Origin of the sequence: Dokdonella koreensis DS-123 (assembly GCF_001632775.1) — a bacterium.
GTDB lineage: Bacteria > Pseudomonadota > Gammaproteobacteria > Xanthomonadales > Rhodanobacteraceae > Dokdonella > Dokdonella koreensis.
Genome location: NZ_CP015249.1, coordinates 987,261 through 1,011,194, shown reverse-complemented (window position 1 = coordinate 1,011,194; position 23,934 = coordinate 987,261). Strand labels below are relative to the sequence as shown.

Annotated in this window: 18 protein-coding genes; 7 read left to right on the top strand and 11 right to left on the bottom strand. The window is 72.3% G+C overall.

From position 1 onward, the window contains the following. Positions 1–3 precede the first annotated feature (3 nt). Positions 4–597 carry a hypothetical protein gene (locus I596_RS03930; protein WP_223303912.1) on the top strand — a complete coding sequence of 198 codons (594 nt, stop codon included), beginning with the start codon at positions 4–6 and terminating at the stop codon, positions 595–597. Between the two features lie 73 nt (positions 598–670). On the opposite strand, the gene cydC is transcribed toward I596_RS03930, so the two are convergent. The 5 genes from cydC to I596_RS03905 form a co-directional block, all read right to left on the bottom strand. After that, positions 671–2,362 carry a thiol reductant ABC exporter subunit CydC gene (gene cydC / locus I596_RS03925; protein WP_067644500.1) on the bottom strand — a complete coding sequence of 564 codons (1,692 nt, stop codon included), beginning with the start codon at positions 2,360–2,362 and terminating at the stop codon, positions 671–673. After that, positions 2,359–4,107, bottom strand: coding sequence for a thiol reductant ABC exporter subunit CydD (gene cydD, locus I596_RS03920; RefSeq protein ID WP_067644495.1), 1,749 nt, complete (start codon positions 4,105–4,107; stop codon positions 2,359–2,361). The genes cydC and cydD overlap by 4 nt, the downstream gene beginning before the upstream one ends. 78 nt (positions 4,108–4,185) lie before the next feature. Then, a complete protein-coding gene (gene cydX, locus I596_RS03915; protein ID WP_067644492.1) occupies positions 4,186–4,296 on the bottom strand; it encodes a cytochrome bd-I oxidase subunit CydX in 111 nt (36 codons plus the stop codon). A gap of 10 nt (positions 4,297–4,306) precedes the next feature. Beyond that, the gene (gene cydB / locus I596_RS03910) at positions 4,307–5,461 is read right to left on the bottom strand and encodes a cytochrome d ubiquinol oxidase subunit II (protein WP_067644489.1); all 1,155 of its coding nucleotides are present in this window, start codon (positions 5,459–5,461) and stop codon (positions 4,307–4,309) included. Further along, positions 5,458–7,047 (bottom strand): cytochrome ubiquinol oxidase subunit I, encoded by a 1,590-nt coding sequence (locus tag I596_RS03905; protein WP_067644486.1) that lies wholly within the window; start codon positions 7,045–7,047, stop codon positions 5,458–5,460. The genes cydB and I596_RS03905 overlap by 4 nt, the downstream gene beginning before the upstream one ends. A gap of 345 nt (positions 7,048–7,392) precedes the next feature. Between I596_RS03905 and gap the strand changes: the two genes are divergently transcribed. After that, positions 7,393–8,406, top strand: coding sequence for a type I glyceraldehyde-3-phosphate dehydrogenase (gap, locus tag I596_RS03900; protein ID WP_067644483.1), 1,014 nt, complete (start codon positions 7,393–7,395; stop codon positions 8,404–8,406). 59 nt (positions 8,407–8,465) lie between these two features. On the opposite strand, the gene I596_RS03895 is transcribed toward gap, so the two are convergent. Next, positions 8,466–9,293 carry a universal stress protein gene (locus tag I596_RS03895; protein WP_067644480.1) on the bottom strand — a complete coding sequence of 276 codons (828 nt, stop codon included), beginning with the start codon at positions 9,291–9,293 and terminating at the stop codon, positions 8,466–8,468. A gap of 176 nt (positions 9,294–9,469) precedes the next feature. On the opposite strand from I596_RS03895, the gene I596_RS03890 reads away from it, so the two are divergent. Together I596_RS03890 and trhA are read left to right on the top strand one after the other, a co-directional pair. Continuing rightward, on the top strand, positions 9,470–9,817 hold the full coding sequence (locus I596_RS03890) for a hypothetical protein (RefSeq protein WP_067644477.1): 348 nt from the start codon (positions 9,470–9,472) through the stop codon (positions 9,815–9,817). A gap of 249 nt (positions 9,818–10,066) precedes the next feature. Further along, positions 10,067–10,726 (top strand): PAQR family membrane homeostasis protein TrhA, encoded by a 660-nt coding sequence (gene trhA / locus I596_RS03885; protein ID WP_067644471.1) that lies wholly within the window; start codon positions 10,067–10,069, stop codon positions 10,724–10,726. Here trhA and I596_RS03880 read toward each other — a convergent pair. Both I596_RS03880 and I596_RS03875 read right to left on the bottom strand, forming a co-directional pair. Beyond that, positions 10,723–11,208, bottom strand: coding sequence for a DUF456 domain-containing protein (locus I596_RS03880; protein ID WP_067644465.1), 486 nt, complete (start codon positions 11,206–11,208; stop codon positions 10,723–10,725). The genes trhA and I596_RS03880 overlap by 4 nt on opposite strands. Positions 11,209–11,332: 124 nt before the next feature. Then, positions 11,333–13,912 carry an EAL domain-containing protein gene (locus I596_RS03875; RefSeq protein ID WP_067644462.1) on the bottom strand — a complete coding sequence of 860 codons (2,580 nt, stop codon included), beginning with the start codon at positions 13,910–13,912 and terminating at the stop codon, positions 11,333–11,335. A gap of 189 nt (positions 13,913–14,101) precedes the next feature. Here I596_RS03875 and I596_RS03870 point away from each other — a divergent pair, with 189 nt between their 5' ends. The 3 genes from I596_RS03870 to I596_RS03860 all read left to right on the top strand — a co-directional run bounded on the left by I596_RS03870 (position 14,102) and on the right by I596_RS03860 (position 16,890). Further along, positions 14,102–14,683 carry a GNAT family N-acetyltransferase gene (locus tag I596_RS03870; RefSeq protein ID WP_083965353.1) on the top strand — a complete coding sequence of 194 codons (582 nt, stop codon included), beginning with the start codon at positions 14,102–14,104 and terminating at the stop codon, positions 14,681–14,683. A 132-nt stretch (positions 14,684–14,815) separates the two neighbouring features. Beyond that, positions 14,816–15,676, top strand: a complete 861-nt coding sequence (locus I596_RS03865) for a hypothetical protein (protein ID WP_067644459.1) — start codon at positions 14,816–14,818, stop codon at positions 15,674–15,676. Between the two features lie 11 nt (positions 15,677–15,687). After that, positions 15,688–16,890: a DUF4785 domain-containing protein gene (locus I596_RS03860; protein WP_223303911.1), complete on the top strand. Its 1,203-nt coding sequence runs from the start codon at positions 15,688–15,690 to the stop codon at positions 16,888–16,890. 188 nt (positions 16,891–17,078) lie between these two features. Here I596_RS03860 and I596_RS03855 read toward each other — a convergent pair whose 3' ends face one another. The 3 genes from I596_RS03855 to I596_RS03845 all read right to left on the bottom strand — a co-directional run bounded on the left by I596_RS03855 (position 17,079) and on the right by I596_RS03845 (position 23,841). Continuing rightward, positions 17,079–18,800, bottom strand: a complete 1,722-nt coding sequence (locus I596_RS03855; RefSeq protein WP_150132000.1) for a DUF7933 domain-containing protein — start codon at positions 18,798–18,800, stop codon at positions 17,079–17,081. Positions 18,801–19,003: 203 nt separating this feature from the next. Then, a complete protein-coding gene (locus I596_RS03850) occupies positions 19,004–21,379 on the bottom strand; it encodes a winged helix-turn-helix domain-containing protein (RefSeq protein WP_067644447.1) in 2,376 nt (791 codons plus the stop codon). 98 nt (positions 21,380–21,477) lie between these two features. After that, the gene (locus I596_RS03845) at positions 21,478–23,841 is read right to left on the bottom strand and encodes an aspartate kinase (protein WP_190278979.1); all 2,364 of its coding nucleotides are present in this window, start codon (positions 23,839–23,841) and stop codon (positions 21,478–21,480) included. Between the last annotated feature and the right edge of the window lie 93 nt (positions 23,842–23,934).

Genomic DNA, 23,934 nt, shown 5'->3' with positions numbered 1-23,934 from the left:
GCGATGGCCACGCACGATCGATGGCTGAAACTCATCCGGGCCGCCGCCCTGGTCCCGGCCTTGGCGCTCGCCGGTGCCGCCGCCGGCCCGGCACCGGCCCCCGCGCCTGCCGACGAGCACGGCCTGTTCGAGCCGATCCGCAGCGTCGTGCAGCACCCGCGCTGCCGCAACTGCCATGTCGCCGACGGCCGGCCGCGGCAGTACGACGCCGGCTTCGTGCACGGCCAGAACGTGCAGGGCGGTACCGACGGCCGCGGCATGCCGGGGTTGCCGTGCACGACCTGCCACCAGGACGCCAACGCACCCGCCGCGGCCGGACCGAACGCACCGCCGGGCGCGCCGAACTGGCACCTGGCACCGAAGGAAATGGTCTGGGTCGATGTCGGCGCCCGCGACATCTGCCTGCGGCTGCGCGACCCGGCCAGCAACGGCGGCAAGGACCTGGACCAGATCCTGCACCACTTCGCCGAGGACAAGCTCGTGGCCTGGGGCTGGCAGCCGGGCGGCGCTCGTCGCCCGCCTCCGCTCAGTCATGCGCAGACCGTTGCAGCCGTGAAGACGTGGATCGACGCGGGCGCACCCTGCCCGTCGACCTGAGCGCGCCACGGCAGCCGGCCAGACCGGCGAGCCCGGCGCTGCGGACCCGCAGCCCGCCTGCCGGCACGGCCGCTCAACTCGTGCCGGCCGCCTGCAACCGCCCGGCCACCATGTGCAGCCGGATTGCCGGGCGCGCGAATGCGACCGGCCGGTGGCTGACCAGCACCAGCGTGCCTTCGCCGACCCAGCGGTCGATGCCGGTGGCGACGCGCGCCGCCGTCGCCGCGTCCAGGCCCTCGAACGGCTCGTCGAGCAGGACCAGCGGTGCGCCGCGCAGCAGTACGCCGGCCAGGGCCACGCGGCGCGCCTCGCCGCCGGACAGGCCAGCGCCGTACTCGCCGAGCGGCGTCTCCAGGCCACGCGGCAACCCGTCCAGGAAACCGTCCAGCGCCACCGCTGCGAGGACGGACCGCAAACGCGCGTCGTCGATGCCTGAGTCGCCCAGGCGCAGGTTGTCGGCCAGCGACATGGCGAACAGGTGCGGACGCTGGGGCAGGACGGCCACGCTCGCACGCAGCGCCGCCTCGGTGTAGTCGGCCAGCGGCACGCCGTCGAGGGTGAGCCTGCCCGCGGCCGGGTCGAGCGTCCGCGCGAGCAGCGCCAGCAGGGTCGACTTGCCGGCGCCGGACGGCCCGTCCAGCACGACGCGCGCGCCCGCGGCGATCGCCAGGTCGATCGGCCCGATGACGGTCGGGCGTCCTGCGGGCCGGTGGACGACACCGTGCACCTGCAGCCGGCCGCCGGTCGCGGCAGTGCCGATGCTGCCGTGGAAGGCCACCGCCGGCTCCGCGGCCTCGAGCGCGGCGAGCCGCTCCTGCGCCGCCCGCGTGTGCATCCAGGCATGCAGTGCCGCGGCCGCCGGAACGAACGCTTCCAGCGTCGCGAGGGCGGCGAGCACCGTCATGACCCGCCACGGCGCCGCGACCGCAGCGGCCACCGCCGGACCATCGCCGGCGCGCAGCAGGCTCCAGCCGGCCAAGCCGACCAGCAACACCACGAGCGCCTGCGCACCGGCTTCGAGCAAGCGCTGGCGGAAGCGGCCGTCGATCACGGCCTGGTCCAGGTGCCGCCACTCCTCGCGCCGGGACGCGATCGCGCCGCACAGGCACAGCGTCGTCAGCCCGCGCAGCAGATCCACCAGCCGGTCGCGGCGGCGTCCGGCGAGCGCCGCCAGCCGGCCGGCCCAGCGTTGCGCGAGGTGCACCGCCGCCAGCGGCACCGCGATGCCGGCCGCGACCAGCCACGGCCAGGCCGCACCCAGCAACACCGGGGAAACCGAACCGACCAGCACCAGCGCGACGCCGAGCACCAGCAGCGCCCAGCCGAGCGGCAGCCAGGCGCGCAACGGCGCCTCGTCCAGCGCATCGACATCGGCCGTCACGCGTTGCAGCAGTTCGCCCTCGGACCAGCGTGCCAGCGGCTCCGGCGCCAGGCGCGCCAGCACCGCATAGCAGCGTACGCGCAGGTCGGCGAGCACACCGAGCACGACGTCGTGCGACAGCAGCCGTTCGCCGTAGCGGCCGGCCGTCCGCACGATCGCGCACAGCCGGATCAGCGCGCCCGGCCGGAAGATGTCGAAACTGGCTGCGGCGACGCCAGTGCCCGCCACGGCAGCGGCCGTGATGAACCAGCCCGACAGCGCGAGCAGGCCGAGCGAGGCGAGCAGCGTGAGCGCGCCGAGCACGAACGCCAGCGCGAAGCGCCCCGCATGCGGGCGCAGCAACCGCTGCAGTGACCAGCTGCCGGGATCGGAGCGTCCGCTCATGCAGTGCCTCCGGCGGCCGGCTCGCGCAGCGGCGCATCGCCGGCGACCGCGCCACCCGCCAGCACGATGCGACGATCGATCCAGCCGCCCGCACGCAGCGTCTCGTCGTCGTCATGGGTCGCGATCAGCAAGGTGCATCCCCGGCTGAACGCCGCGAGCGAGGTGCGCAACGCGGCAGCCGTCTGCGTATCGAGCTGCGCCAGGGGTTCGTCGAGCAGCCACAGGTCGGCCTGGCGCGCCAGCGCGCGGGCCAGCGCAAGCCGCTGCAACTGGCCGCCGGACAGGCCGATGCCGGCACTGCCGATCACGGTCTCGGCCTGCTCGGGCAGGGCGGCGACATCGGCGGCCAGGCCGGCGGCAGCGAGTGCCTGCGCCAGGCGCGCATCGTCGCCGCGGTCCAGCCCGACCAGGACGTTGTCGCGGAGGCTGGCGCCGAACCATTCCGGCCGCTGCTCGAGCCAGGCCAGCCGGCGCCACCAGGCCGACCGCGGCCAGGCAGCCAGGTCCACGCCGTCGACAAGGATGCGTCCCGCGGTCGGTGCGACGAACCCCGCCAGCAGGGCCAGCACGCTGCTCTTGCCGGAACCGCTGGCACCGGTCAGCGCGACCCGCTGGCCCGCCGCGATCCGGAAGCTCACGCGGTCCAGGGCCAGGCGGCCATCGGGATGGCGCAGGCTGACCGCGTCGAACTCGATCACCGGCGGCCCGGGCGGGCGCGCGGGCACGGTGGCCGCTGCCGGCAGGGCCTGGGCCGGTGCCCGCCGCAGCAGGTCCTGGATCGGTCCCGCCGCGGCCAGCGCCTGCGCCCGCAAGTGATAGTCCGTCCCGAGCTGGCGCAGCGGCGCGAAGAACTCCGGTGCCAGCAGCAACACGAAGAGCGCCGGCTCCAGCGTCATCGGCTGGCCGTAGTGGCCCACCGGGAAGCGGCCGAGCAGCGCCAGTCCCAGATACAGCGCCACCATCGCGATCGCCGCCGAGGCGAACAGCTCCAGCACCGTGGACGACAGGAACGCGATGCGCAGCACCTGCAGGCTGCGCCGGCGGTACCCGTGCGCGCCCTCGCGGACGCCCTCGGCGCCCCACCCGGTACGGCCGGCAAGGCGCAGGGCCGGCAGGCCGCGCACGAGGTCGAGGAAACGGCCGCCGAGTGTCGCCAGCGCGGCCGCCTGCCGGCGGCCGGCCGCGGCGGCACCGTGGCCGACCAGCACCATGAAGGCGGGAATCAGCGGGGCGGTGGCGGCCAGCAGCAGCGCGGCCAGCCAGCTGTGCGGCACGATCGCCGCCACGACCAGCAGCGGCACGCCGGCCGCCAGCAGGCGTTGCGGTCGGTAGCGCGCGAAGTAGCCGTCGAGGGCATCGACCTGCTCGACGATCACGGTCGCCAGCGCGCCATCGCTGCCGGCGGCAGCGCGCAGGGGGCCCAGGTGTTCCAGCGCGTCGAGCAGGCGGCCGCGCAGGCGCTCGCGCAGGCGCAGGCCGGCGCGGCTGCCGGCCCATTCACGGGTGGCCAGCAAGGCGCTGCGCAGCACCAGCAGCGCCGGCATCAGGACGATCGCGCTGCCCGGCGCGGCCTCGCCGGCGATCCAGCGGCCGGCGACCCCGGCCACCGATGCCGCGAACGCGATCCAGGCCGCCGCAGCCGCCAGACCCGCTGCCGCCGCTGCCCATGTCCAGCGCCGCACGCTGCCGACCTGCGCGCCGAGCCAGGCCTGGGCCGACGCTTCGGTGCTCGCCTCGACGCTCACCGCGGACCGGCGCTCACGCGGCGGCGGCGCTCGTGCCGGTTCGCCCGCGCGGCGGCGGGCACGGCGCGGCGGCGCGCGTCATCGGCCGTCCTCGTCCTCCGGATAGCCCTTCAGCTCCAGCCACATCGCATTGATGATGCCGGCGGCGCAGGCCAGCAGCACGCCGAGGATCCAAGCGAAATACCACATCGGCCTCTCCTCAGTAGTGGGCGTCCGAGCCGCGCACGTGCTCGATATGGACCGGCCCGCGCATCACGCGGAACACCCAGCTGGTGTAGGCGACGATCAGCGGCAGGAAGAACACCGTCAGCCAGAACATCCAGCGCAGCGTCAGCAGGCTGGAGGTCGCGTCCCAGGCCGTGAGGCTGTGCGAAGGCACCAGGCTGGACGGCATCATGAACGGGAACATCGCCACGCCGGCGGTCAGGATCGTGCAGGCCACCGCCACCGAGCTCAGCACGAAGCCCAGGCCCGGCCGCGCCGGTGCCAGCCGCCAGGCGGCGAGCGCACCGGCGAAGGCCAGGGCCGGGATCGCCCACAGCACCGGCATCGCCCGGTAGTTGGCGAACCAGGCGCCGGCGGCGCGCTCGACCGTCTTGGCGACCGGATTGGAATAGGCCTCGGTACCGGCGAACGCGACGATGCGGTAGCCGTCGATGCCGAACGCGACCCATACGCCGGCCAGCGCGAAGCTCGCGCAGAACACCAGCACCGCGATGCCGAACCAGCGCTGCGCGCGCTGCCGGACGTCGCCGGTGGTCTTGATCAGGAGGAAAGCCGCACCCTGCATCACCAGCATCGACAGGCTGATCACGCCGGCCAGCAGGCCGAACGGGTTGAGCAGGCCGAAGAAGCTGCCCTCGTAGTGGACGCGCAGGACCTCGTCGTAGCGGAACGGCACGCCCTGCAGCAGGTTGCCGAAGGCCACGCCGAACACCAGCGCCGGTACGAAGCCGCCGATGAACAGGCACCAGTCCCAGGTGTCGCGCCAGCGCCGGCTGGGAAGCTTGCTGCGGTAGTCGAAGCCGACCGGACGCAGGATCAACGCGAACAGCACCAGGATCAGCGCGACGAAGAAGCCGGAGAACGCCGCGGCGTAGATCAGCGGATAGGCCGCGAAGATCGCGCCGCCGCCGAGGATGAACCACACCTGGTTGCCTTCCCAGGTCGGCCCTACGGCATTGAGCAGTACCCGGCGCTCGTCGTCGTCACGGGCGACGACGCGCAACAGCGCGCCGACGCCGAGGTCGTAGCCGCCGGTGATCGCGAAGCCGATCAGCAGCACGCCGAGGAACAGCCACCAGACCGCGCGCAGCGTCTCGTAGCTCATCAGGAAGCCGATCAGCTCGCTCATGCGTGCTCTCCCGCCTGCACCGCCGCCCGTGAAGGGGCCATCTGGACCGGCCCGCCGACCGGCTCGTCGTCCTCCGGCGGTCCCTTCCGCGCGAACTTCACCATCAGGTACATCTCCACCACCAGCAGCGTCGTGTAGAACACGACGAAGCCGGTCAGGCTGAACAGCAGGTCGCCGACGGTCAGCGACGACACCGACATCCAGGTCGGCAGGACCTCCGACACGGTCCACGGCTGGCGGCCCAGCTCGGCGACGATCCAGCCCATCTCCGAGGCGATCCACGGCACCGGAATCATCGCCACCGCCAGGCGCAGCAGCAGCCGGCTGCGGCCGACGCTGCGCCGTGCCGAGGCCAGGAAGGCCCAGGCGAACACGCCCAGCATGAAGACGCCGCAGCCGACCATGATGCGGAACGCCCAGAACAGCGGGCCGACCGGCGGAATGCCGTCACGGGCGGCCTGGGCGATCTGCGCGTCGCTGGCGTCGACGACGCCCGGCGCATAGCGTTTGACCAGCAGGCCGTAGCCGAGGTCCTCCTGGTAGCGCTTGAGGTCCTCGCGCGCGAACAGGTCGGTCGGGTTGGCCCGCACCTTCTGCAGGGCGGCGTACGCCTTGATGCCGTTGCGGATCTTGGCCTCGTGCTCGAGGACGAGCTCGCGGATGCCGACGATCGGCGTGTCGATCGAGCGCGTCGCGATCAGCCCCATCAACCACGGGATCTCGACCGCGTAGTCGGTCCGCATCGCCTTCGAATCAATGATGCCGACCGCGGTGAACGGCGCCGGCGGCGGATGGGTTTCCCACATCGCCTCGATCGCGGCGAGCTTGACCTTCTGCACGTGGCCGACCTCGTAGCCGCTCTCGTCGCCGAGCGTGATGACCGACAGCACCGAGGCGAGGCCGAACGCCGAGGCGATCGCGAACGAGCGCAGCGCGAACGCGCGATGACGGCCGCGCAACAGGTACCACGCGCTGATGCCGAGCACGAAGCAGGCCGCGACCACGTAGGCGGCCGATACCGTGTGGACGAACTTGACCTGCGCGACCGGATTGAAGAACACCTCCGAGAAGCTGGCCAGCTCCATCCGCAGCGTGTCCGGATTGAAGTGCGCGCCGACCGGGTTCTGCATCCAGGCGTTGGCGACCAGGATCCACAGCGCCGAGAAGTTCGAGCCCAGTGCCACCAGCCAGGTGACCATCAGGTGCTGCAGGCGGCTCAGGCGTTCCCACCCGAAGAAGAACAGGCCGACGAAGGTCGATTCCAGGAAGAACGCCATCAGGCCTTCGATCGCCAGCGGCGTGCCGAAGATGTCGCCGACGTACTGGGAGTAGTACGACCAGTTCGTACCGAACTGGAACTCCATCGTGATGCCGGTGGCGACGCCGAGCGCGAAGTTGATGCCGAACAGCTTGCCCCAGAACATCACCATCTGCCGGTAGACCACCCGGCCGGTCATGACGTAGACCGACTCCATGATCGCCAGCATGATCGCCAGGCCGATGGTCAGCGGGACGAACAGGAAGTGGTACAGCGCGGTGATGGCGAACTGCCAGCGCGACAGCTCGACGACGGTATCGGAGATCATCCTGTCACCTCGAAATTCCGGTCCGGGCCCAATCCCGTCCCGCAAGCTGCCGGGCGGGGGACCTGCCCGGCGTTCGGCTGAATTTCTGGGAAGGCCGCGCAGACGCCTGCGGTGGGCCGATCAGATACCGTGAAATCTACGCCCGCCCTCCCCGCAGCCGATAGTGCCATAGGGTCGCAGTGCAGGAGCGCAGCCCCGGTCACGGATCAGGTGCCACCGGCCCGGCCGGTGCAGATTGGCTCCATCCGAGTGGCTCTTAGCACCCCCTTGGAAGGGCCGTTAAACTAGGCGCCCCTTTTTTGGTCCTTCCGGCAATCCCGCCGTTTCCATCCTGAGGAGTGTTCCATGGCAGTCAAGGTCGCCATCAACGGCTACGGCCGCATCGGCCGCAACATCCTTCGCGCGCTGTACGAGGCCAAGCGCAACAGCGAGATCCAGATCGTCGCGATCAACGATCTGGGCAACGCCGAGACCAATGCTCACCTGACCCGGTACGACACCGCCCACGGCAAGTTCCCGGGCGACGTCGCCGTCGAGGACGGCGATCTGGTCGTCAACGGCGACCGCATCAAGGTGTTCGCCGAGCGCGACCCGTCGAAGCTGCCGTGGGGCGATCTCGGCGTCGACGTGGTGCTCGAGTGCACCGGCCTGTTCACTTCCAAGGCCAAGGCCGGCGCGCACATCGCCGGCGGCGCGAAGAAGGTCATCATCTCGGCGCCCGGCGACAAGGACGTGGACGGTACCTTCGTCTACGGCGTCAACCACGACCGCCTCAGCGCCGCGCACCAGGTCATCTCCAATGCGTCGTGCACGACCAACTGCCTGGCGCCGCTGGCCAAGGCGCTGCACGAGAAGATCGGCATCGTGCACGGCCTGATGACGACCATCCATGCCTACACCAACGACCAGGTCCTGACCGACGTCTACCACAGCGACCTGCGCCGCGCGCGCAGCGCCACGCACTCGCAGATCCCGACCAAGACCGGCGCCGCCGCGGCGTTGGGACTGGTGCTGCCCGAGCTCAACGGCAAGCTCGACGGCTTCTCGATGCGAGTGCCGACGATCAACGTCTCGGTGGTGGACCTGAGCTTCGTCGCCGCGCGCGCGACGACCAAGGAAGAGATCGACGCGGCGATCCAGGCCGCGGCAGAAGGTTCGCTCAAGGGCGTTCTGGGCATCAACACGCAGCCGCTGGTGTCGATCGACTTCAACCACAACCCGCTGTCGTCGATCTACGACGCGACCCAGACCCGTGTCATGGAAGGTACGTTCGTCAAGGTGCTGAGCTGGTACGACAACGAATGGGGTTTCTCCAACCGCATGCTCGACATGACGCTGGCCCTGGTCAACGCCAAGTAGGCCCCCTCCGGCGCCGCGCAGCTGCGCGGCGCCGTCTGGCGCGCCGGCCCCTGCCGCCGTCAGTGCGCGACCAGCAACGGCACGTCGCTGTTCTGGAACAGGTAGCGCGTGGAGCCGCCGAGTACCAGCTCGGTGATGCGCGAATGCCCCCAGGCGCCCATCACGATCAGGTCCGCGTCGGCCGCGTGCGCCGCATCGAGCAGGGCCGGACCGCTGTCCTTGCCGCTGGGGCCGAATTCGCGGAACGACGCGGCAATGCCGTGGCGGTCGAGCCAGCCGTGCAGGTCGAAGCGCGGCAGGTAGTTGAGGCCGAACGGGCTGGCAACCGGCTCGCCGACCAGCACGTCCACCTTCTCGGCCTGCTTGAGCAGCGGCAGCGCGCCACGCAGCGCCAGGATCGCCTCGCGGCTGTCGTTGAACGCGACCACGATGCGCTGGCCGACCCGGTCGATGCGGGCGCTGTCGGGGACGACCAGGACCGGTGCCATCGCGCCGAACACGGTGCGCGAGACGATGCCCCAGCCGGTCGGCGCGTCGGGGTTCAGGATCGGCCGCTCGACGACGAGCAGGTCCGACCAGCGCGAGGCGTGGCACAGTGCCTCGACCGGATCGCCTTGCGCGACCTGCCATTCGCCGGTCGCACCGTAGGCACCGAGCCGCGCCTGCCACCAGGGACCGTGCGCCTCGGCGTCGCGGCACAGCTGCTCGGCATCGCGGACATACAGCGCCACGGCGTCGGGCGACGCGAACGCCGCGGGCGCGATCGGCACCAGGTGCAGGCCGAGCAACCAGGCCTTGAGCCGCTGGGCCAGCTGCAGGCCGACCAGTGCGGCTGGCGAGTCCTCGCCGTAGCGGCGCAGATGGACGACGATTTCGAAATGCTGCATGGCTCACCTCGCAAGATTCCGGTTGTTCCCAGGATACGGCTTCGGGCTGTCCGCAGCATGATCGGCATGAACCGTACCCGAGCATGCGGAAGGCGGCCATGACGTTTCGCACGCGACTCCCCGTCACCGCCGGCTGAGAATCGGCTCGTCGCGGCAGCCCTTCCGGAGGATGTGACATGAGCCTGTTCCTTGCCTTGCTGACCCTGGTCGGCGCCTTCGTCGTGATCGGCGGCGGCCTGGCGCTGCTGCCGGCACTCTTCGGGCTGGCCATCGCGGTGGCCGTGCTCTGGCTGGTGTTCTCGCTGCTGGGCCTGGCGCTGCGCCTGATCGGCCTGGTCCTCGGCGGTGTCCTGTGCCTGGCGTTCGGCCTGGCCGGGCTGCTGTTCGCGGCGATGCTCGGCTTCGGCCTGTTGCTGCCGTTGCTGCTGCCGCTCCTGGTCGTGGCCGTGCTGGTGGCGGTGCTGGTGCGCGCCACACGCCCGCCGGTGCCGCGGCTGGCCGCCGGCGTACCGCCGCAGCACTAGGGCGTGTCATCAATCCCCCGGCAGCGTGCGTCCGGGACAAGGAAGAGGGAGGAAGTGGGCGTCGGTCCACGCCCGAGCGATGACGCAGTCCCGGGCGCACGCAAGAACGGCGCGGCCTACCGAGGGATTGATGACACGCCCTAGTCCCCTGCCCGGGGATCGAGACCAGCCACCAGGCTTGGTTTCGGCCGCGGCGGAGAGTACCGTGGCGCCACGCTGCGGCGCAGCACGCCGCGGACCGGATCCCTCATGGCCGCCCACGCCCCGCCGCTCACGTCCGACTACAGCCTGCGCGAAGAGATCGCCTCGAGCCTGATCCACGGCATCGGCATCGTGCTGAGCATCGCGGGGCTCGCGACCCTCGCGGCGGCGGCCTCGCTGCGCGGCGACGCCTGGCACGTCACCAGCGTCTGCGTGTATGGCGCGACATTGGTCCTGCTCTACACCGCGTCCACGCTCTACCACGGCATCCCCAACCCGGGCGCCAAGCCGCTGCTGCGGCTGCTCGACCACGCGGCGATCTTCCTGCTGATCGCCGGCACCTATACGCCGTTCACGCTGATCAGCCTGCGCGGTCCCTGGGGATGGACGCTGTTCGCGATCGTCTGGTCGCTGGCCCTGGTCGGCATCGCGCTGGAGATGCGCCGGGTGCGCAATCGCGTGCTGTCGGTGGGCCTCTACGTCGGCATGGGCTGGGTCGGCATCGTCGCGGCCGGTCCGCTGATCGACAGCGTACCGGTGCCGGGCCTGTGGCTGCTGCTGGCCGGCGGCCTGTGCTACACGTTCGGCGTGCCGTTCTATCTGTGGCGCAAGCTGCCGTACAACCATGCGCTGTGGCACGTCTTCGTGCTGGCGGGCAGCGTCCTGCAGTTCTTCGCGGTGCTGCTGTACGTGCTGCCGGCCGACTAGAGCAGCAGCGCCAGCGCGAAGACGCCGAGCATCGTGAAGCACAGGGCGATCTTGGCCAGCGTTCCGAACAGGAAACCCAGCCAGGCGCCGAGGCCGACCGCCGTGGACTGCCGCAGCGTGCCGCCGGCGAGCAGCTCGCCGAGCAGGGCGCCGACGAACGGCCCCAGCAGCAAGCCCGGCAAGCCGAAGAACAGGCCTACCACGGTGCCGATCGCCGCGCCGAACAAGGCCCATCGGCTCGCGCCGACACGCCGCGCGCCGAGGATGCTCGCCAGGAAATCCACCAGCAGCGCCAGTACCGTCAATACGCCGAGCAGGATCAGCGTCGCCCAGCCGATATGGACGAAATCGCCGGCCCAGGCGGCGACCAGCATGCCGGCGAACACCAGCGGCACGCCCGGCAGGGCCGGAAGGAGGGTGCCGGCGAGGCCGACCAGGATCAGGGCGGCGGCCAGCGCGTAGAGGACGATTTCGGTGGTCATTGCCGGCCGCCGGAAGGGGGCCGCCAGTGTAGCCGGCGCCGTTGCGTGTCGCAGCGCCCGCGGCGCCGGGCTGGACGGCGATGCGGCCGACGACGGCAGATCCTTCGGGCCTGGAGGCGTGCGATCAGCCGGCCGGCGATGCGGCCGACGACGGCGATGCGCCGGCCTGCTCCCGCGCGCGCAGCCACTGTTCCAGCGCCTCCGGCGGAAGTGCCGGCGCGAACAGGTAGCCCTGCGCGGCCTGGTAGCCCTGGCGCTGCAGCAGCGCGCATTGGCGCTCGGTCTCGACGCCCTCGGCGACGACGCACAGGCCGAGGCTGTCGCCGATCCGCTGCACGGCGCGGGTCAGCTCGCGCGAGGCGCCGTCGCCTTCCAGGTCGTGCACGAAGCTCTGGTCCAGCTTGATCTCGTCGACCGGCAGCCGCCGCAGCACGCCGAGGCTCGAGTAGCCGGTGCCGAAATCGTCGACCGAAAGCCGTACGCCCTGCGCGTGCACCGCGTGGATGACCCGCATCGTGTCGGGCCCGGCGTCGAGAAACGCGTTCTCGGTGATCTCCAGCGTCAGGTCCTTTCCGCACAGCGAGGACGCCGCGAGCACCTCGGCGATCTGGCGCGGCAGGTCGAAGTTGCGGAAGCTGGTCGGCGAGAGGTTGACCGAGATCGTCGGGATCGAGAGGCCGCGCCGCCGCCATTCGGCCAGCTGGCGGCAGACCTCGCGCAGCGCCCACTGGCCGATCTCGGCGATCAGGCCGCATTCCTCGGCCAGCGGGATGAAGCGGGCGGGCGAGATCTCGCCCAGCTGCGGATGCCGCCAGCGTGCCAGCGCCTCCACGCCGTGCACGCGGCCATCGCCCAGACGCACCTGCGGCTGGTAGCAAAGACGCAGCGCATCGTTGCGCAGGGCCTCGCGCAGGGCCGTCTCGAGCGCGATGCGCTCCTGCGCGAGCAGGTTCATCTCGTTGCTGAAGAAGCTGAAGCGGTTGCGACCGGCGGTCTTGGCCTGGTACATCGCCATGTCGGCGCGCCGCAGCAGCAGGTCGATGTCGTCGCCGTTGTCCGGGAACAGGCTGATGCCGATGCTCGCCGACGGCATGACGCCGATCTCGCCGAGCGGCACCGGCACGCGCAGGGCGTGCTGGATGCGCTCGACCATGTCGGCTGCGCCGCGCGCGTCGCAGCCGGTCAGCACCACGACGAACTCGTCGCCGGCCAGGCGCCCGACGATGTCCGATCCGGAGACCAGGCCCTGCAGGCGCCAGGCGATCTGCCGCAGCAGGTCGTCGCCGGCGGGATGCCCGAGGGAGTCGTTGACCTGCTTGAACCGGTCCAGGTCGATGAACAGCACCGCCAGCGCATCGCCGCTGCGGGCAGCCCCGGCGATCGCCTGCTCGGCGCGGGCGTGCAGCAAGCTGCGATTCGGCAGGCCGGTCAGGGCGTCGTAGAACGCCAGCTGCTGGATGCGGGTGCGCGATTCTTCGCGCTCCAGCGCCAAGGCGCACAGGTGCACGCTGACGCTGACCAGGCGCTTGTGGAACCGGCTCGGCGCGCATCGCTCGCGATAGTAGAACGCGAACGATCCCAGCACGCGGCCGTTGCTCGCCTTGATCGGGCTGGACCAGCACGCGCGCAGGTTGTGCGGCAGGGCCAGGTGCTTGAAGTCCGCCCAGAGCGGATCGGTGGCGATGTCCTCGACCAGCACCGGCTCGCCGAAGTAGGCGGCGGTCCCGCACGATCCCACGCCGGGGCCGATCGGCACGCCGTCGAGCGCGGCGCTGTAGCTGTCGGGCAGGCTGGGGCCGGCCAGCGGGCGCAGCCTGCCCTCCCCGTCGATGCCGAGGATCGATGCGATCACCTCCGGCGCGATGCGCTCCACCTCGCGGCAGACCAGGGTCATGAGCTCGTGCACCGGCGCCTCGCGGACCATGGCCTCGAGCACCTTGTGCTGCAGCACCTCGTGCATCTTCGTGTCGGTGATGTTGGTCATCACGCTGACGGTATTGGCGAGCGCGCCCTGCGCGTCGTAGATCGGGTTCACGACGATCGAGCACCAGAGCGGATGCCCCTGGCGGTCCAGGACCAGCTCCTCGGAATGGCGGCTGCCCGAGCGTGGCGGGAAGGCCTGGGCCATCGCCGCCGGCGCTTCGTCGCGGTACGGCATGCGCAGCACCTGTCCGTAAAGGAGCCCCACGGCCTCGTCCGCCGGATAGCCGAGCAGGCGGACGAGGCCGGCATTGACGTAGACGATCCTGCCTTCCCCGTCGGTGATGATGACCGCGTTGTCGGTCTCGTTGACACCGAGCGACAGCAGGTGCAGCTGCTCGCGATCGTGGCGCTCGCGGGTGACGTTGCGGATGAACGCGGTGTAGATGACGCGCCCGGCCAGCCGGACGCGGGAGATCGACATCGCGCCCCACAGCACGCTGCCGTTCTTGCGCGTCACCTGCAGCTCGCGGCGGCCGCCGTCGCGGCCGGCCTCGGCGTATGCGTCGTGGAAGCCGCGGATGTCGGTCGGCACCAGGACCGCGACGTCGCGTCCGAGCACCTCTTCGCGCTCGTAGCCCCAGAGCCGTTCGGCGGCGGCGTTGAACAGGATGACCGCGTCGCCTTCGTCGATGGCGACGACCGCGTCGTTCGCCTGCTCGAGCGTCTGGCTCAAGGTCTCGTAGGCGTCATGCAAGAATGGCGACAGCGTCTGCTTGCTCATCCACCGACTCCTGCATCCTGGCCGTCGTCTGTATGCCGGCGGCTGGGGAGCGCCGGTGCACCGTCGCGATCACCGGGCGGCAGCAGCCCGGCGATTCGATGGTACCCATCCGATGAAGAACTTGAAAATACATCAATCGGGGCGGCTCCCCGGCGTCCGCCGGGTCCGGCCCCGGCAAGGCCGCCGCGGATGAGCGCCGCAGCCCTGCCCGCGGTCGCGGCCCTGCCGCTGCTGGCAGGGCCGCGGCTGCGGCTGCGCCAGTTGCAGGCAGCCGACCTGCCCGCCCTGTTCGCGGTGTTCTCCGACCCGGCGGTCATGCGCTATTGGAGCCATCCCCCGTTCGCCACCCCGGACGACGCCCGCTGGTACCTGGCCGACATCGAGGCCGGACGCGTGAACCGGACGCTCTGGCAATGGGGCATCGCCCGCAACGAGGACGACACCGTGATCGGTACCGTCACGGTGTACGCGGTGGATGCCGGCAACCGGCGCGCGGAGATCGGCTATGCGCTGGGCTCGGCCCACTGGCGGCGCGGCTATGCGGAGGAAGCGCTGCGGACCGTCCTTGCCCACGCGTTCGGTCCGCTCGGCCTGGCGCGCATCGAGGCCGACATCGACCCGCGCAACGGGCCGTCCTGCCGGCTCGTGGAGAAGCTCGGCTTCCGCTGCGAAGGCCTCCTGCGCGAACGCTGGTACGTCGGCGGCGAGTTCGCCCATTCGGCCCTCTACGGCCTGCTGGCGCGCGAATTCGCCGGTGGAGCTTCCGGATAGCCGCGGCGGCCGGCGCCGGCCGCTTTTTGCGCACCCGGTCAAGGAATGCGGCCGGCGCCGCCGGTAGCGTCCATACGCCGGCGTCCGGACAGGGACGGCCGGCGATCGCGCTCGTCCTCTGGGGAGAATCCGATGCTTCGATCACTATCCACCGTTGCCCTGCTGGTCCTGCTGGCGCTGCCCGGCGTGGCGTCCGCCGTCACCGGCGTCGCCTTCGTCCACGGCGCCGGCCGCCAGACCGATGCGCTGAACGACTACTGGAAAGCGGAGTTCGTCGACTCGGTGCGCCAGGGCCTGCCGAACCCGGCGAACACCCTGGTCGTCAACTGCGACTTCGAGCAGTACATGTGGGACAGCCGGGCCGCCGGTTGCCTGGCGGGCCAGCTGCACGGCTTCATCACCAGCCGCGGCATCACGGACCTGGTCGTCATCACCCATTCCAATGGCGGCAACGTGATGCGCTGGATCCTGTCGAATCCGACCTACGACAGCCGCTATCCGGCGATCATCCAGCGCATCCGCTGGGTCAACGCGCTGGCACCGTCCAGTGCCGGCACGCCGCTGGCCGACGCGGTGATCGCCGGCAACGTGTTCGAGAACGCATTGGGCTGGCTGCTCGGCTACCAGAACGACGGCGTGCGCATGCAGCAGGTGAGCTGGATGGCCTACTACAACCAGAACAACCTGTTCGGCACCGGCGGCCGGCCGGCGCTGCCGAAAGGCTTCTGGAACGTGGTCGGCACCGACGTCGGCTCCGGCGTCTTCAGCGGCAATGCCTACTGCGGCGGCTACGCGCAGAGCGTGGGACTGGAATTCACGCAGAACTGGCTGGCGGGCTGCTCGGACGGGTTCCTCAATTGCACCAGCCAGAACGCCGCCGGCCGTCTGTGGTTCTACGACTACCAGTCCACCGCAAGCGGCTACGTGCTCAACCACAACCAGAGCCGGCGCGCCTGCTTCGGCCTGGACACGATCCTGCGCAACGACCTGTGAGGACCGCCATGATGAAGACGACCCGCTTTGCATGGCCGGCGCTCCTCCTCGCCGTGGCCGCCCAGGCCCAACCGGCCGCCACCCTGCTGCCGGCCGCGGCCGGCGATCTCGTCGCCGGTCGCGCCGTCGCCGTCGAGCGCAGCGTGCCGGCGACGCTCGAGCGTGCGCCGCTGACGTACGCCCAGCCGCTCGCAGCCGGCGACGCCCTCGCCGGCGTGCCGGCGATCCACGTCGCCGAAAGCCGCGAGTACTGGCAGCGCGTCGACGGCGTGCAGCTTGGCCAGGGCTATGCGCTGGCACTGACTGCGCCGGGGGCGCTGGTCCTGCTGAGTCCGGCCGCCTCCGCCGCCCCGCTGGCCACGGCCCGAATGCGGATCGTGCGCGGCGCCGAACGGACCAGCCTCGACCGTGCCGGTGAAGCACTGGTCGACGCTGCGGCGTTGCGCGAAGCCGGCATGGCGGTCGCCGCCGGCAGCATCGGCTTCCGCCTGCGGCCCGGCTACGAGGCCGATGCCCGGCTGCAGGTCGACGGTGCGCAAGGCGACTACCTGCTGCACGTCACCGAGCCACGCAGTCCCCACCGGCTGACCCTGGCGGCGGCGCGCGATACCGTGCATGCCGGCGACGAGCTCATCGTCGACCTCGCCTTGCTCGGCGGCGCGCAGGTCGTCCAGGCCGCCGGCCTGCTCGTCGCGCCCGATGGCCGCAGCTGGGACCTCGCCGTCTCGCACGCCGGAAACGGTGTCCAGGGCCGGGTGTCGGTCCCGTCGACGGCCGGCGCGCAGCCCGGCCTGTGGGAGGTCCGCACCACGCTCGCCGCGAGCGACGGGACGCGCGCCTTCCAGCGCGATGCGCGCACGGCGCTGGCCGTGACGGTGCCGACCGCGCGCATCGCCGGCGCCGCGCCGGCGCGTGACACGAAGGCCGGACGCAGCGCCACGACGGTGGCCATCGATCTCGACGTCGCCAGCGCCGGCCGCTACGAGGTGCGCGGCATCCTCTACGGCACCGATGCCGGCGGCCGCCTGGTGCCGGCGGCGCTGGCGCAGTCGGCTGCCTGGATGGAGCCCGGCGCCCGGCGGCTGGACCTGGCGTTCCCGCCGTCCGCCGGCGGCCTGCGGGCGCCGTACGAACTGCGCGACCTGCGCCTCACCGACCAGGGCGTGCCGGCACTGATCGAACGGCGCGCGCGCGCGCTGGCGCTCGACCGCTAGGAAAGCACCGCCGCCGGCCCGGCGCGACCGCCCGAGGCGGTCCGCAAGGACGGCGGCGGCCTGTTCGACACGCACGAAGCGCAGTCCCGGGCCGGTGCCGCAGCGGCACCGGCCGCAGGTTCCGCCGGGCCGGTCAGCCGGCGACCGGCCCTCGCGCGGACGTCGCGATCAACGCCGTCTCCGCCCGCTCATGGAGCGACGACGGTCAGCGTCGCGGTCGCGGCCTCCGCATGGCTGCCGGCGTCGGTCACGAGGCCGCCCGCGGGGATCGTGTTCGTGAGATCCCCCACGGCCAGGGCGGCGACCTGGACACTGATCGCGCACGACCCCGCGGCCGGTATCACGGCTCCCGCGCGCAGGGTCACCGACGTGCCGGTCTGTGCCAGGCCCGGGCCGCCGGTGCAGGTCGTCGACGCATTGGCCGCCGACACCAGGCCGTCCGGGAACGCATCGACCAGGTCGGCCGTCAGCGTGGCCGCCGCCGCAGTGGCGTTCGTCAGCGTGATCGTCAGCGCCGTCGGCGTGCTCGTGGCGACGGTCGAAGGCGAGAAGGCCTTGGCGACCGTGGGAGCAACGACGGTCGAAGCCGCCTCGAAGTCGTCCGCGAAGATCGCCTCGCTGCGTCCGACGAGCAGCGTGTAGTCCTCCACCTGGCCGCTGCGGTAGCGGCCGCAGGCGCCGTCGGGCCAGAACATCGCGAACGTGGACGGCGAATACACCTTCAGCACGCGCATCCGCGTCGGGCCGGGCACGGCGTCCTCCGGCACGGTGATGTCGTAGACCACTTCCATGCCGTCCTGTCCGGTCGAGCCGACCAGCGCGCCGACCCAGTAGATCTCCTGCGCCTCGTCGAGGATGCCGTTGCGGTTCCAGTCGATGAACACCGTGTACGTATTGGCGTTGAACGACCAGCGCGCGCGGCCCTGCAGGCGGATCGTATGGGTCTGGCCGATGGTCACCTGGCCGGTGAGACCGGTGAAGTCCTCGTAGCCGTCCGCCGCGTCGGCCGCGGAGGGATTGTCGATGCCGGCGAAGCCGACCCGCGTGATGGGCTCGGCCGCATTCATGCTCACCGCGCAGTAGTGCTCGGTGCTGGGATTGTCCGGCAGCATCCGGAACTCGGCCGAGCCGCGGTGATCGTTGCCCGAGAAGTCGCTGACGCTCAGCGACCAGAGGCCTTCGGTCGGCACCACGGCGCCGACGCCGGCGCCGGATATCTGCGTGTCCGGGTCGAGGACGAACTCGAACACGCCGTCCGCGTCGGCGAACAACTGCCGGTCGTTCATCAACTCACCGGTATTCTCGGCCGGATCGCCGAGGTTGATCCTCACCCGCCCGCCGGGCGCCAGGTCCTGGATGCGGACCTCGACACCGGACGCCGCGAACTGCGCGATCGGCAGTTGCACGGGTTCGGTCTTCACCACCACCACTTCGTTCGGGTCGCGGATCACCGCCAGCGGCGCCGTGGCGACGTTGCCTTCGCCGTCGGTGGCCGAGACGACGTGCTCGCCCAGCACGGAACGGAGCCTCAGCGCGTTGATGCGGAAGGAGAACGCACCACCGGCATCGGTCGTCGCTGCGAAACGCCGGATGCCCCCTTCCGGATCGGTGGCGACCAGGTCGACGGCCGCAGCCGCCGCGAAACCGCTGCCGGATACCTCGACGCCGCCGGCCCAGTACCAGTATTCGACGATCTCGCTGACGTCCAGGACGATCGCCGGTGCCGCCGGCTCGCCGGCCCGCACCGGTGTCCCGACCGACAGCCAGCCGGCGAGGGCCAGCAGCAGGAGCGCGAGCGCCTGCGCGGGCCGGGTGCGCGCGACGGGCCTGCCCGATACGGCGGCGGCCCCTGCCCGCGCGGGCGTCGCCCGCCCTGAAACGATCGCCCGTCGATTCACTGTTGTTGCCATGATTTCCACGATGTCTGCCCCGTGCTGATGGAGAACCGGATGAGTCGCCGCGAACGCCGGCGCGCCGATCGGACGCGACGCATCCGCGGCCGGTTCCATTGTCCCGAGACGGGCGGCCCTGTCCCTCGCGCACGGTTGCAGCGCGGTTTCGGTCTCCTAACCGGACGCCAACACGACGCCAACCCCATGGTTGGCGGAACGATTCACCCGCCGCCGGGGAGATGGGCGGCCAGCGGCGCCGACTGCAGATCGGGCGGAATCGTCCGCCCGCCGGCCAGCGCACGCGCGCGCTGCAATGCCTCGGCCCAGGCCTGGCCGCGCCCGAGCGCCTGGTGCAACCGGACCTGGAGCAGGACGCCGTCGAAACTCTGCCCGGCCGCCGTCGGCAGGCGGCCGACCACGGCGCTGGCGGCCTCGGGACGGCCCTGCGCCACCAGGTACGGGACCATCGACACGGCCACCTGCAGCATCTGCGCCGGCACCTCGCGCGCTTCGGCGTCGGCCAGGGCCGCCGCGAATTCCCGCTCGGCCGCCGCCTCGCCGGCGCTCGCCACCAGTTCGGCGCGCGCCAGGCGCAGGCCGAGCGGCATACGGCCGTCCAGCGTGGCCGCCAGCTCCGGCGGAACCGCACCGAGGGCCGCCACGGCCTCGCTTCGGCGCTCCAGCGCGAGCAGGGCCCGCTGGCGCAGCAGGACCGTCTCGGCGGCACTGTCGGGCTCGAGCGCCGCCAGCTTGCCGATCGCAGCGGCGGCCGGCGCCAGCACGGCGCTTGCGTCGCCCCGGGCCCAGGCGACCTGTGCGCGCACGCTGTCGCGGCGGCCGTCCAGCCGGGCATGGGCGGCCAGGTCGAGCGTGTCGAGTTCGGCGAGCACCGGCGCCACGTCCGCATGGCGCCCCTGGGCGAGCAGCAGGGATACGCGATCGATCACCGTCTCGGCCCGGTTGAGCGGATCGCCGATGCGCGGCAGCAAGGCCCAGGCGGCCGTGCTGGCCTGCGCCGCGCGGTCGTAGTCGAGCAGTGCCAGCGCGGCATTGACCAGGGCCGAATAGCCGTGCGCGCGCTCGTTGACCGCGCCGAACGGTTCGAGCTGCGTGATCGCTTCGGCGAGCAGGGACACCGCCGTCCCCGGACGGTCGCGCAACAGCTGCGCGGTGCCGTAGGTCAGGTTCATCCGCGCCAGGGCCAGGCGGTCGCCGGACTGTTCCAGCAGCACACGCGCCGCGCCGAAGTCGTCCAGCCCCTGCTGGACCCGGCCGAGCGTGAGGCGGGCGCCGCCGCGGCCGCCCAATGCCTTGCCGTATTCGAGCAGGTGCTGGCGGCGATCCAGCGATTGCAGCGCGGCATCGAACTCGGCCTCGGCCTCGGCGGCCCGATCGCGCATCATCGCGATCGCCCCCAGGCCGTAGTGCAGGCGTGCGCGCAGCAACGGCGTGGTCGCGGCCGACTCGTCGGCGAGCAGGCCACGCAGCTCGCGCCCGGCCTCGTCCAGCCGGCCGGCGCGGAACGCCAGCATCGCGAGCTGGTAGCGCAGCTCCGGCTGCGCCGCGGCCAGGGCCGGCGCGCCGGTCAGGATCCGCTGTGCGGTCGCGAGGTCGTTCTCGAGCATCGCCGCCTGCGCGCGCTGGATCGTCTCCTCCACCGCCGGGTCGCGCGGCGGCGCCGCCGGTGCGGCCAGGCCCAGCCGCGAGAGCAGGCCGTCGGCGCTCGCGCGGAACGCCGCCAGCACTTCGTCGGCCTCGCTGGTGGCGGTGTGCTCGGTGCCGGCGGCGTCGACCGCCTTCAGGCTGACGCGCCAGCCGCGCGCGCTGCGATCGGCACGACTGGCGACGACCCAGCGGGCGCCGGCCTGGCGCGACAGGCTGCCCGCGTCCGCACCGGACGCAGCCGCGCCGAGCAGGGCCAGCGTGGTCTCGCTCGGCGCCACCACCAGGCCGGCCGCGCGCAGGCGCTCGGCGACGACGTCCATCGCCCCGAGCCGGACCCAGGCGTGGTCGCCGCCGCTGCCGACCTCGACCGGCAGCACCAGGATGCCGGCCGTGGCCGCGGCCGGCGAAGCCGCCGGCTGCGGCCACGGCGACGGCCGCATCACCAACCAGGCGGCAACGACCAGGACCGCCAGTGCGGCCGGCAGCAGCCAATGGCGGCGCAGTGCCGACGGGCGCGCCGGCGGCCGGCGATCGACGACGGGCGGCTCGCCGGCGACCGGCCCCACGGCCGGCGGCACCGGCGGAGCACCGGCCGCGGCCGCCTCCACCGGGTCGGCCACGACCTCGCAGGCCCAGTGATAGCCGAACTTCGGGATCGTGCGGATGCAACTCGGCGCGCCGCTGCCTTCGCCGAGCAGGCGGCGCGCGCGCAGGATGGTCTGGGTCAGCTGCGCTTCGGAAACGTCCGCCCGCCCCCACACCGCCGCGCCCAGCTCGTCACGTCCGACCGCGCGCGCGCGATGCTCGACCAGATAGGCCAGGCAATCGAACACGCGCGCCGCCACCGTCAGCGGCATGCCGCCCTGGTGAAGCTCGCGCGTGGCGGGGCACAGCAGGAAGTCCCCGAATCGATAGGCGGTACGTATGGTCATGCCCGCTCGGCGACGGCGTCGATGCAGGCGATGACTTTAGCCCAAGGGCGCCGTCGCACGCGAAGCCGGTCCGGCCGGTCCCGCGCGCCAGCGACGCGTCAGGCGACCGCGCGCAAGGGCGCGCCCGCCGGCATCTGCCGCAGCGGCTCGACCGGCTGGTGGCGTGCGATCACCTCGAGCAGGTCGGCGAACACGCCGGCCGCCGTCAGGTCGATACCGGCACCGGGCCCGGCCACCGTGAGCGGCGCCGCGCGGTAATAGCTGCTCGACAGGCGCAGCGCGTTCTCGCACGGCAGCAGCCGCGCCAGCGGATGGCTGAGCGGCACGCGCTCGGCGCGCAGCTGGGCGATGCCGCCCTGCCAGCTGGCGCGGTAGATCCAGCACTCGCCGGCCGCACGCGCAGCCTCGGCGGCCCGCTGCCAGGGCGCGTCCTGGTCTTCCAGCGTATCGAGCAGGCGGCCGGCATCGGGCTCGCGCAGCCGCTCGGCGTCGACCAGCGGCTGCAGGTGGATCTCATCGAGATCGATCGCGACGCCCAGCGCGCGCAGCAGGATCACCAGCTTGCGCGCCGCATCGGCGCCGGAAAGATCGGCCCCCGGATGCGGTTCGGCGTAGCCGAGTGCCACCGCCTCGCGCACCGCCGCCGAGAACGGCACGTCCTGCTGCAGGCGGCCGAGCACGTAGGAGAGCGTGCCCGAAAGCACCGCCTCCAGCGTCTCCACCCGGTCCCCGGCCGAGGTCAGTTCGCGTAGTGTCCGCAGCAGCGGCAGCTGCGCGCCGACCGTCGTCTCGTGCAGCAGGCGCGCACCGGATTGGCGCTGCGCCTCGGCGATCGCCCCGGCCAGCGGCGCCGCCGCGGACGGGCCGTGCTTGTTCGGCGTGACGATGTCGATGCCGGCGGCGAGCCAGTCCGGATAGCGCGCGGCCACGTCCGCACTGGCGGTGCAATCGACCAGCACCAGCGGACGCTCCGGGCGCGCCAGCAGGTCGTGCGACCACTGGGCCAGCGTGGCCTCGTTCGCGGCGGCCAGGCGCGCGCCGACCGCGGCCGGCTCGATACCGGCCGCATCGACCACCGCCTTGCGCGAATTGACGGCGGCGACCACGCGCAGGTCGAAGCCCCGCGCGCGCAGCGACGGGCGCTGCTCGGCGACCAGCTCCAGCAGCCGGCGGCCGACCCGCCCGCTGGCACCGATCACCGCGAGATGGATCGGTACCGGCGCATCACCCGCGATCAACAGCCGGTGCAATGCACGCAATGCCGGCTGGCCGTCCGCGGCCGCCAACGCGATGCGCACGCAGCGCTCGCGGCGCGACCACCACAACGCCAGCGGTACCAGGTCGCTGGCCGCCAGGGCCTCGCGACAGCGGTGCGGCAGCGACGCGCCGGCCGTATCGTCGAACACGCTGAGCAGCGCCACCGGCACCGCGGTCTCGGCGCCATCTTCGGACACGGCGACCACCGCGGCAGGCGCGTCGGCGTAGACGTCGTCGCCCTGGTCGAACGCCGCGGCGGCGGTCAGCGCGCGCGCGCCGCGCGCCAGCGACAGATCGTGGCGCAGCGCCAGCCCGCGCAGCGGCTCGCTGACCTCACCACCGATCCGCGTGCTCTGCGCATCGCTCGCGAAGCTGTTGACGATCGTCAACGGCACCGGCCGTTCCAACAGCGGTTCGAGGGTGCGGGCATGGATGACGCTGGCGCCGGCATGGGCGAAGCGGTTGGCATCGGCCAGCGACAGGTGCCGCAGCAGCCGGGCGCCGGCCACCAGGCGCGGGTCGGCGCTGTAGCAGCCGGCCACGTCGGTCCAGATCTCCAGCGGCCAGCCGAGGGCGGCGGCGAGCAATGCGGCGCTGTAGTCCGACGCGTTGCGGCCGAGCGTCGTGGTCCGGCCGTCCGGCGACGCGCCGGTGAAACCGGGCACGATGCGCAGCAGGCCCTGCCAGAAGCCGGCGCCGCGCGCCGCGATCGCCGCCGACGTCGCCGTCCGGTCGACCTCGGCGTTGCCGTGGCGGCCGCTGGTCCGCACCAGCACTTCCGCCGGCACGATCGCCGCGGCGACGCCGCGCGCCTGCACGACGCCCAGCAGCAGCCAGGCCGCCAGCTTCTCGCCGCTGGCCAGCAGGATGTCGCGCGCCGCGGCGTCGCCGGCGGCGAGCGCGGGCAGGCTTTCGTCGAGCTGCCGGCCGATGCGTGCCGGCGTCCACGGCAGGTCGCCGTCCGGGGCCGCGCCGAGCTCGGCGGCGATGTCCGCGTGGCTGGCGACCAGCGCGCGCGCGGCAGCGGCGGCGGCCGCGGCGTCCTGGACGGCCAGCTCGGCGATCCCGGCCAGGCGGTTGGTGACGCCGGCCATGGCCGACACCACCACCGCCACCGGGCCTTCCGAACGGGCCACGACCACCGCGTCGGCCGCCCGCGCAATGCGGGACGCGTCGCCGAGCGAGGTCCCTCCGAATTTGACCACCTTGCCGACCATCCGGGAGCCTCGCATCGTTCGAATAAGGACGTTTAGACGTCTATACGTCCAAAACGAGGCGCGCATTCAAGCACCCGCGGC